Origin of the sequence: Vibrio sp. 10N.247.311.13, from assembly GCF_041467595.1 — a bacterium.
GTDB classification, from domain to species: Bacteria; Pseudomonadota; Gammaproteobacteria; order Enterobacterales; family Vibrionaceae; genus Vibrio; species Vibrio crassostreae_C.
The window spans coordinates 1-10327 of the sequence record NZ_JBFSUX010000091.1; the positions used below are offsets into that span (position 1 = coordinate 1).

General features: G+C 38.1%; 8 protein-coding genes. 3 read left to right on the forward strand and 5 right to left on the reverse strand.

Features of this window, described 5'->3' with window-relative positions; all coding sequences use genetic code 11:
- Positions 1-312: 312 nt before the first annotated feature.
- From AB6E52_RS21965 to AB6E52_RS21980, 4 genes are all read right to left on the reverse strand, one after another.
- On the reverse strand, positions 313-2571 hold the full coding sequence (locus AB6E52_RS21965) for a hypothetical protein (RefSeq protein WP_371980088.1): 2259 nt from the start codon (positions 2569-2571) through the stop codon (positions 313-315).
- 245 nt (positions 2572-2816) lie between these two features.
- The gene (locus AB6E52_RS21970; RefSeq protein WP_372024986.1) at positions 2817-5141 is read right to left on the reverse strand and encodes a beta-prism lectin domain-containing protein; all 2325 of its coding nucleotides are present in this window, start codon (positions 5139-5141) and stop codon (positions 2817-2819) included.
- A gap of 309 nt (positions 5142-5450) precedes the next feature.
- Positions 5451-6194, reverse strand: a complete 744-nt coding sequence (locus AB6E52_RS21975; RefSeq protein ID WP_371980090.1) for a hypothetical protein — start codon at positions 6192-6194, stop codon at positions 5451-5453.
- Positions 6194-6541, reverse strand: a complete 348-nt coding sequence (locus AB6E52_RS21980) for a transcriptional regulator (RefSeq protein ID WP_371980091.1) — start codon at positions 6539-6541, stop codon at positions 6194-6196. The genes AB6E52_RS21975 and AB6E52_RS21980 overlap by 1 nt, the downstream gene beginning before the upstream one ends.
- Positions 6542-6859: 318 nt before the next feature.
- Between AB6E52_RS21980 and AB6E52_RS21985 the strand changes: the two genes are divergently transcribed.
- The gene (locus AB6E52_RS21985) at positions 6860-7732 is read left to right on the forward strand and encodes a patatin family protein (RefSeq protein ID WP_371980092.1); all 873 of its coding nucleotides are present in this window, start codon (positions 6860-6862) and stop codon (positions 7730-7732) included.
- A 320-nt stretch (positions 7733-8052) separates the two neighbouring features.
- On the forward strand, positions 8053-8529 hold the full coding sequence (locus tag AB6E52_RS21990) for a hypothetical protein (RefSeq protein ID WP_371980093.1): 477 nt from the start codon (positions 8053-8055) through the stop codon (positions 8527-8529).
- Positions 8530-8696: 167 nt separating this feature from the next.
- Here the strand turns inward: AB6E52_RS21990 and AB6E52_RS21995 are convergent, their stop codons facing one another.
- Positions 8697-9263: a LysR substrate-binding domain-containing protein gene (locus AB6E52_RS21995; protein ID WP_371980094.1), complete on the reverse strand. Its 567-nt coding sequence runs from the start codon at positions 9261-9263 to the stop codon at positions 8697-8699.
- Between the two features lie 540 nt (positions 9264-9803).
- Between AB6E52_RS21995 and AB6E52_RS22000 the strand changes: the two genes are divergently transcribed.
- Positions 9804-10327: reverse transcriptase N-terminal domain-containing protein (locus AB6E52_RS22000; RefSeq protein ID WP_372189977.1), on the forward strand; the 524-nt coding region annotated here is incomplete at its 3' end.

The following is a 10327-nucleotide window of genomic DNA, read 5'->3' on the forward strand; positions in this document are numbered from 1 at the left end:
GTTGAGTCTTTTTGTTTTCGGCCGTTGGCCGCTCAGGCGACACCGTCGCCGGTTCTACTTATAGCAGTTTGTAGCAATTTGTATATAAGATGCCGTGGGATTTATTTATCTAACATATCGACGATTGAACCATTGTTCGTTATAGAGGGGGATAGGTGTGACCTCTCTTCTATTCAACTTTTTGCTCGCTTTTAACCAATACCAATTTAGCGTCAGTATTCGCTTACCTGCAGCAAACAAGTGCCAGATACAACTCTGGCACTTCAAAAACTAAGATTAAAAATTAAAACGTTAAACTCTAAACGCTCAACTTTAAGGATTTGAGACGCAGGACGTGTAGGCCACCTCGTTCTTATTAAGGGTGAAGTCGGTACCTAAGAGGAGGTCAACGTTGAAATAGGACTCAGCACCGTCACTTAACATCGTCCAGTAGTTGCGAGACGGCCAACCGCGCGCGGTAGACATACTGCCGTATACTTTGAATAGTTCGATTTGTAACTCGTCAAGTGTTGCTAATCCCCAGTTAGTTCGTCCGCCTAGACTATTGGTATTGTAGGTATCGCAAAGTGTGTTTGCATTATTCCAGTTAAATAGGTAAAAACCACCTACTGGACCTGCAAATTCATTATAGATTCCATTTGTTGCTTCACTTCCATCAATACTATTTAAGTATGCTACTGATGGTGTATTGGTAAATAATTTTCCGTTGCCTGTATCGAACAGATCAAGACATGCATCAGCTAAGTCACCACATATATAAAAAGAAGAACTCGCGTTTATTGAAGCATCACTCACCAGGTGAGTCATTACATTTCCGTCGCCATATATTTCATGGGTTGTCAGCACACCAGAAGACGATTCAACCGAAAAGAGGGACTCATTGTCAGTAGACCAAAACAATGGCAAATTCACACCAGAGAAATCTATCCAGTTCCCATTCAATTTATATTCAACAGTCAGCTGATATTCACTTGAAGCCTTTAATTCACCGCTTTGAGCGATTCTAATATTGATATCATCTGAGTTAAGACATGTCACTAATTTACCGGTCCAAGGCGTTACGGCTTCCCCTTGGCCAGTAGCCAAATCGTAAGCAATAAAACCGGTATTACTCTCCGATGTTGATGACCAATAAGAGTCTTGCCCCGACCATTTCGCGTCACTCGCAAAAATAGCACCTTGTTGAGCATACAAACTGGCTAGCTCAATACTTGTTGGAAGACGTGCCCCCATACTTTGGCACAAACCATCCGCACTTTCCCAGTGAATCAATGGTTGTTCATAACCACTAATTGCCGCTAGCCCATCACCGGTCACAGACCCTGTGATATCCACCCTCGCATCCTCAGCTTGTTCCGTATTGATTGGCGCGAAGAATAGGAGAGCGTCTCCGGTGACAAAAACATCTTTAAGCTGAGAAACAACTTTAATTTTAATTAAACCAACGGCTAACCCACCTTTATGATCGGACAGCGTGTAAGCAACGGTATAATACCCTGGAGCAGAGGCCGTAAATTTAAAGGTAGAATTAACCAAATCCTTCGATGGTAACTCAGTAGGAGCATCCGCTACCGCAGAAGCGTTAAATACCCGCACATCGGTTAATTGAAGAAAATCACCATCAATATCTTTTAAATAACGTATGTTAGAAGCACCACTGTCTGTCACTAAATAAACACAATTTGACGTAGGCGTTGTTACATCACAATCATTGATAACCGTCCCTTCACTATCTATCAAACCGGGTTGAAAATAATCCGTAATATCTATTTCAGTCTCTGTATTCGTTTCAACATACGAATATTCAACATTTCCATTCGTATCATACGTTCCATGATAGATATCAAATGTAGGAGGAATATGATTATGGGTATAGGAAGACACTGAGATAAAAATGCTACCCACACTTAAATCACCATTACTATCCTCAAAGGTATAAACCAACTGAGAGACACCGACATCCGCCTCATCACTGCTCGCAATATAGCGAATGGTATTACTTGAGCTATCAACCGTCACCGAGCCACTGCCAACAACCGATACATTGGATTGCAACGTCAAATTATTTGGGTTATCAAGAACAATATCTAGTTCTTGACTTAATTCTATTCCATCACTTATTGGCGTTAAGTGAGTTAGGGTTGCGTTTCTTTCAATCATAGTCACTTGCAACACACCTTGTTGCTCTGTTGTTCTATCTAAATCGCTAACCGCATATTGATAAACACAAACCCCTTGTGTTTGAGCATCTATGCTGACCTTAAACTCACTTAACTGTATATTGTTACATTCTGCGGCGTTATCAACACTCACAACGGTTTGCAATAGTAAGGGGTTATTGTCATTTGAGGAGACTGAATTTGCTATATCTATAACCGCCACATCACCTCTGTGAACATAGGTAGCAATATCTTCTGTATAAATGTTTACATCCGCAAGGACTGAATCCGGATTAGAGTCAACCGTATCCGTAGAAGCGCCCGAACTTCCTCCCTCACCACAACCCTGTAAACTCTGAAAAATAACGGTCACTAACACAAGTCGACCCAATTTAATTAAACTATGAATCATAATAATTATTCCACAATAATTTAAAATACATTTATATAAATAAAGCCATAAAAATTAATTACATCATTCATAGACCGAATTCATTAATTACAAAACCATTTATTACTCTAATAAATAAATTTGACTTTAGGGTAAAATTCACTTTATGAATTTCTTTATTTCTAAAATTCATTTAAAAAATTAGAGTAAAAGTCTCACAAAAATAAATAGCATTACTAATTTATATATTATTAATAGTTATAGGGTTATTGGTACATAATACGAGTATAAAACTGAATAGCGTGACCGTATCTATTTCCGTATAAATGCAGGCCAATCAATTCATAGCCGTCTTTAAGATAAAATGTATCGCTCGTTCTACTTGAATTTCTCGAATCATTGTAGTTACCACATTCTTTAGTTTTACCATCAAGGTAATCAAATTTCATACTGAGTATTTCTGTACCACCACCTTGTTTATCATTGTAATAGTTACCCCATTCTACCCTGATATTCCTTACACCAAGCATAGGTATATCATCTTTACTCCCGCCAGTTCCTCCTACAAGATTATGCGAGCCGTCAGCGTTAACCACACCAAAGGCATCCACTATCGCACCACAACGCAATAGCATTTGAGGGTCAACACTATTTAAATCAGCAGCAAGCTTAGTGCCATCGATAGGGACAGAAGGGTATTTTGAATCAGCATCTCGAATATCACCGTAAACTCCCGAAATAATTTCATGTTCAATAAAGAACCGACCACTTTGTGTTGATACCGAAGGGTCACTATTTAAATACACTGATACATACCCTTCACCATGTTGATCGTGAGTAGATAAATACCCATTATTGTCTACCGTAAATAATGGAGCATTATCTGTAGACCATGTCCACGGCATACCGCTGTTTGTGTAATTGATCCAACTGCCTCCCAGCCAGTATTCGACTGATAATTGATAATCGGATTCTGCGTGTATTTCTCCTCCTTGAGGAATACGAATTTGCATACCTGAACCGCCACCAACGACACAAGTAACAAGCTTTCCAGCTAGCAACTCAGCTGATTCTTCTTGACCCGATTTGAGATCGTAAGTAGCAGCAGTCCCATCACTGTTATCATTTGATGTCCAATAGGATTCCTGAGCAGACCACTTAGCATTGTCACTTTGATATATATGGCCTTCTTGCTTGAACAAGGCGGCTAGTTCATCATTTGTAGGTAAGCGTGCCCCCATACTCTGACACATTCCTTCAGCATGTTCCCACATAATAAGTGGCTGTTTATACTGACTAATAGCATCAACACCGTCACCCAACACAAATCCAGCCGTCTTGATTCTTGCATCTTGTGCTTGCTGGTAATTAATCGGGCTTAAAAACAGACTCTCCGTTTCCTCTACATAGACATCTTTTAATTGAGAAATCACTTTTATATCGATTAATCCTACCGCTAAGCCACCTTTATGATCAGACAACGTATAAGCAACAACATAGTTTGCAGGTGTACCTGCAGAAAATTGAAAAGTAGAGCCAACAAAGTCGTTAGAATCTAGTACGGTAGGCGCATTGACTTTTGCATAAGCATTAAACACACGAACATCAACCAACTGGAGAAAGTCATCATCCGCATCTTTTAGGTAACGAACATTAGGGTCGGTGGTACTATCGGTAATCAAATAAACGCAATTTTCTGAAGGTGAAGGGGCACAATTTTTAATAAGGTTACCGTCACTATCTTTAAGGCCTGGTTGAAGGTAATCAATAAGATCAATGGTAATTTCTTCATTGGTTTTAACCTCGGTATATTCGAACACCGATTCTTGATCTGAACTCCAAATGCCGTGTTGAAAGTCAAAAGTAGGAGGAACATTATTATTGGCATAAGTTGAAGAAGTTGAAGAAACAGCAATAAACACATTACCAACACTTAAATTACCATCATCATCTGAAAAACTATAAATTAAACGAGACACACCAGCATCGGCTTCATTATTACTGGCTATAAATTGAATTTCGTTCGCTTGGGTATCTACAGAGGTAACGGTTCCAGAGCCAGTTAAAGAGACACTCGGTTGCAATAACAGATCATCACTTCCATTAAGCGTTATAGTTAACTCGTCACCCGATTCTATAGCATAGGTTAGTGGATTTAAGTTCTTTAATGTTGCATTTTCTTCCAGCATCGCCACTTGCAATAATCCGTCTTGTTCAACCTCATTAGCTGAATCGGTGATGGAATATTGATAAACACAAACACCCGATGTTTGTGCTTCAATAGACACATTCAAATTGCCAATTTGTGTCGTATCGCATAAAGGGTTGGTGACAAGAGTGGTTACTGTTTGTAGGGTTACCGGGCTGTTGTCACTAGAGTGCACTGAATTGGCAAGATTAATAACAGCAGTGTCGCCTTTGTACATCGAAGTTAAAATGTCTTCCGCAGTAATACTAACCGGCGAAGCAACGTTGGATATGGCAGTATCGCTAGCATTATTATCACTATCACCCTGACCACAACCAAACAAACTTTGAACAAGCGCTACAATCAGAAAAAAACGACAAACTCTAGTAAAATTATTAATCATAAACCTATTCCAAATTTATTTTTTTGTATCGTAAAGCAACTAAAACAGTGCCAATATGCCCATCAAAAGACGATATCGTTTAGTCATTAGCAATAGATTCAATATGTTAATGTTCATATTACAAAGTAAAATAAAAACATCATATTAGTTAAAATGATTGTACTGAATTCATTACTAATAATGAATTTAATAATATTTATTATTTACGACCCCAAAAATATATAGTCATAACTAACTTCTCACTAGGCAATAAAAAAATAAAATCATTCCAAATACCTAGCTTTATAATTAAATACTGATATTATCAATTTAAATATCAGCATTTAATGACTTTCCAAATAAGAAACCTTGATACCCTGATAAGTTGGTGCGGGTTCGCTTATAGAGTACCCGGTGGAAATCTGACTGAGATTGTATTCTCTCTATAATTACATTGAAATTATTCTGTGAGCTATTCAAGAATAAATTTAATTTATTCTCTTGTTTTTTATTAATTGGTACTTCTACTTTTACATAATCGTATATAAACAGTTCTGACTCTCTGAAATCAGAGTCATAAATATCGTAATCATCTGCAGCTAACTTAACGTTATTTTCTGATAATTCTTTTAAAGCTGAATAAATTTCAGGGCAAGCCCAACAAACACTGATTTCTCTTTCTGTTACTTCTAAAACCAGATCAATATTTAGTGCTTTTAAGTTATCTTTAAAATTTATTATCTCATTAACAATGATTCTATTACATACGCAACTTCTCTCTATATTTATAAAGAGTTTTTTATCTTTCAATAAAGAAGTAAGCTCTTGGTTACTAGTACTATTTAGTTTAGCATTTAACCTTTTTAAGAGGTCAAGAAACAAAAAAGGGGAATTAAGTTCTTTTTCAAACAAGAACTTAGCATCTTCTACTGATAACCAAATAATGTTGACTAGGCATTCATAACCTATAATATTTTTAACGGAATCTACAATAGATTCTAATTTGTAGTTAACGCTAATTAAAGATTTATAACTATCATTATTTAATACTGAATATAGTTCTTTACAACTCATTACTTAATCCCTCTGTCAGCTTTACAAATATTACCGTCAGGTATAATTAATAAATAGCCATGCTTTCTTATGCAGACAATGTCATACCCATCAGGTAGGAATTTTTTTGCGTGATGTACAAGCTGTGGGATACTGCTCTCACCAACAATACTATGAGGCCAAACAAACTTTTTTAATTCCTCTGTAGAAAAAACAACGCCTTCTCCTCGAGAACTAAGGATACACAGAAGCCTCTGATGTTTATTAGATGCACCACAATCTTCCCGTAACTTCACAAGATTATATCCAGAATATTGGTGGTTGTTTTCAATACATTCTTTACAACTATCAAATAGACATTTTTTCATTGTTCATATCTCTATTAAGTCAACATTTGGAAATATACTTAATTTTATTGACGATATACATATAATAATATTTATTATTATATGTATATCGTCACCCTATCGTATAAATATAAACCTCAATAATTATAAAGTATTACTTATTACCCATTTAAAATAGTTATTAGTTGAAGGCTCAGTATTTATAATGCCTATTAATAAATATCTAACCAGATTAATCTATAGAATCTCCCTATCAAATAGATAGCATCAAACAATTTAACTCTCCTTTCTCATTCATCTATCCTAATTAAATGAATGAGTAGCAGAGTGGAACGAAACATGAAAAAAAGCGCATTAGTCGTTGAAGGTGGTGCAATGAGAGGGATTTTTGCCAGTGGAGTGCTAGACGCATTTATGGAAAAAAATTATCTACCCTACGATTTTACTATTGGCGTGTCAGCAGGTGCTTCTAATCTCATCGGCTATCTTTCACATTCTCCGCAACGGAGCTATGAAGTCATTACCCAATTAGCCACAGATAACGGATTCTACAATCTAACTCGTTTTGCTAAAGGAGGAAACCTTACTGATGTAAAATGGCTGTTGCAAGAATCGAATAAACGTTACCCACTAAACCTCGACCAACTGTTTACAAGCATTCCAATGTACGCAGCCGTGACAAATATAGACACAGGAAATGCCGATTACTATGATATAACACCAGAGACACTTGAAGACATTATTGAAGCCACAACAGCGCTTCCCATCGCTTACCGCCAAACACCTTGTTTCTCTGGTGGCTGCTATACCGATGGTGGTGTAGCCGATTCTATACCGGTTAGAGAAGCTTATCGGCGCGGAGCTCGTGATATTACTGTCATTTTATCTCATCCTTTAAGTTATCAAATGAAAGCAACAAAATATCCGTGGTTGATGAAAAAGTTGCTCTCTAAATATCCAAATATTGCAGAATCAATGCTTGTTCGTGCGGATAACTACAATCAATCTCTGAACTTCATTAGAAATCCACCTAAAGACGCAATCTTACGAGTGATTGCTCCTCCGGAGACTTTTAAAGTTAAACGAATGACAATGAATAAAGACATTCTTGATCATGGTTACCTATTGGGTAGAAAAGCCGGCGAGGAACATTTGTCGATAAAGAATGGGATATATGGTCTCGATAGTGAAAATTGCCACTTTTGTTTTTAGCCACATCAGCAGAATCGAAACAACAAGTTAAACGATTCTGCTCACTTTACCTTACTCCGTTATTTCTCCATCATTACTTCACAATCTCAGTTCAAAGTTCAGGGTAAATTTAAACTTGGACTTAAGCCTAAATGATCTCGACTTTTCATTCACATCAACCTTTTTTATCACAATTGAAATGCTCTGTTTATCCCTCACAACAAACGGCACTAAAGTGCCCATCCCAATCAAAGCATCTTTCCTTGCTACCAATGTTGAGGTGCCAGTCCTCTTTAAAATGTTATTTCAAGCGAGTGCTTTTACTGGGGTTTATATGGTGTGTGTCCCCTTTAGGTAATGCGGCGGAAATTGCTCATGTAACTTTTGATGTAGGGAATGGCGAAAGATATGAATCGGACGTTTTATTACCTAATACTGATGATGTGAAAGGTTCAATGACGGAACAAGATCAATTGATCTATCAGTCACTTCATTCGGTGACTATGATGACTGAATTACGCAATATAGAAGAATCGACAGTTCCTGTTACAAAGTTAGTCACTTATGGATTGACACTGCACAGTCAGATTCTGGACTCTCGCCAAGACTTATATCGATTCACGCTTGAATACATGGGGCAACCAACCTTACTATCATCAACGGATTTAAACACGATTGTCTTCAAAGGGTCGCCTGAAGATATAATATATCAAGTTAATTTTACCCTACAACCCGACGTACCAGTATGTAATCAAGTAACTAAAACAGTAGCAAAGACTGACACTTTTACGTCTACTTTGTGTATAAGTTTAAAATAGACAATATGCTTTGTTTGATATTTTCTGACCTAGCATCACACAGTAGTGATGATTAATACTATTGGATTATCAGAACTATTTACAGTGTACAATCACTATTGTGTGGTCAGCATTTCTAGTAATTTAGGCAGTAATGGATGTTGAATATTTTTTGGTTGAACCAAAAATTACCCCATACCGGTTGATACCGCTTCATCGTAAAGTCTAACCAAACGTTTTGCTTTTAAATCTTGCTCGGCTAATTTGATATCGCCAATGGCAATACCAAAGCCTTGAATTGCCGCATTCATTGCCTGATCTAATGTCTGAAAGTGTTGATTGTTTTTACTGGATACCCCTTTTATTTGCCAATGATTTAGCCATGCTTTCCAATCAGTTTGTTCTACATTTGCGTGTAGCCACGTAAATTGGGCAATGCGTATTTTTAGCTCATTGGCCTCTAACTCACCAGCTATTGGCGCGTTAATTTGTTCCATTATATTTGGAGTACAAACTGGTGACAGCTGTTCTTGGAATAACAATTGGGATTCAGTTAAGGATGATTTTGATGCTTGGCCATAAATAATAGTCGCGTCAAAAACATCAAAATTAGGCGCAACAAAATGAGTAATAGTTGAAGTAAGTTCGACTTTTATATCAGGGTAAAATTTTTGAAATTCCATTAATTTTGGTAGCAACCAAGAGGTAATACAGCTTGGGGCGTGCGACGTGAAGTCGTATGAAGCGCTGTTCACCGCTAAACGAGTGAACCATCTGTATCACCAGATGAACCTAGGAGCCTGAATAAAGTAGCGGCTTTGACAATGTAACGAAGGTTGGTATTTTCCAATCGGGATTGAAATCGTGAGAGAACGATCCTCCTGATAACCACAACATCGGGTGAGTGCTAGGTAGTCAGCATGATGAACATAAGTGAATCCGCGTAAGGTGCGTTATATGATGAAACAGCGGAAGTGGTTAATACGCTGTAGCCAAAAGGCACGAGAGTCGGAAAGAGATTGCCCCATGCTCTTTCGTGATCATTGAACTCTCCGCACCATAGCGGGCATCTAAACTGACATTGCGTGACATACGGAACACGGTAAGCCTGTATCTCTCCCTACGGGAAAGCCCCTGTGGCCGATAATGATGCGGGTAGAGGAGGTTGGAAAAAGCAAAGGCTGCATTGTAATGACGCAGATACAGGTTTGTGCCTGATCACGAAAGTGAGCCCACTTCCAACTGGTCTCTCGTTGCGAGAGAGTTTGAAGAACTTTATTAAGGAAGAAAAGCAAATGACGATTTCGAATGAGATTAGTGCATCTTCTGACAGTGCACTGTGGCAATCCATTAACTGGAAGGCCGTAGAGGCGAACGTCTTAAAGCTTCAAATGCGTATCGCAAAGGCAACTAGAGACGGTAAACACGGCAAAGCAAAAGCATTGCAGTGGATACTGACTCACTCTCGCTCAGCAAAACTTCTTGCTGTTAAGCGAGTTTCTCAAAATAAAGGCAGTAATACGCCTGGAATAGACGGCGTTGTCTGGAATACAGACACGCGTCGTATGAAAGCAGTAAATCAACTGAGTCGGAAAGCTTACCAAGCGAAACCACTCTGGCGTATCTATATCCCCAAAAAGAATGGCAAGCTTCGACCTCTGGGCATCCCATGCATGATAGACAGAGCACAACAAGCGCTACACCTATTATCGCTAGAGCCTATATCAGAAACAACTGCCGACCCGAATAGTTATGGCTTTAGAACAAATCGTAGCACGGCTGACGCTGTCGACCAGTGCTTCAAGTGTTTGGCTTTAAA